We start from the raw sequence: 244 nt of genomic DNA, 5'->3' as shown, positions 1-244 counted from the left end.
GAATATCACTTATCCAGCAACATTTTTATGTGCAAAAAAATTCAAAGGCGAAATTGACGGCTCGAAGATTGACAGTTGTACCGTCTTGCTGGCTACACCGCTCCCGTCTCAATCGGGTAACGCCGTAGGATTCACCGCATCTCAGATGAAGTTCGGTTCAAGCGATAACTTTGCAAAGCTGGAAAACCTCAGGTTCCCTTGCGAAGTCATGATTACCGTAGAGATGACTTCGACAGGCAAAGGC

Annotated in this window: 1 protein-coding gene; it reads left to right on the top strand. The window is 46.3% G+C overall.

Translation table 11 applies throughout. From position 1 onward, the window contains the following. Window positions 1-4: 4 nt before the first annotated feature. The coding region (locus ACTHSP_RS23985; protein WP_440347226.1) for a hypothetical protein at window positions 5-244 on the top strand (240 nt) is incomplete at its 3' end.

It is taken from the genome of Neisseria sp. P0001.S005, from assembly GCF_051963715.1.
Note: the sequence above shows the minus strand (reverse complement) of the source record. Positions and strands in the feature narration are given on the sequence as shown.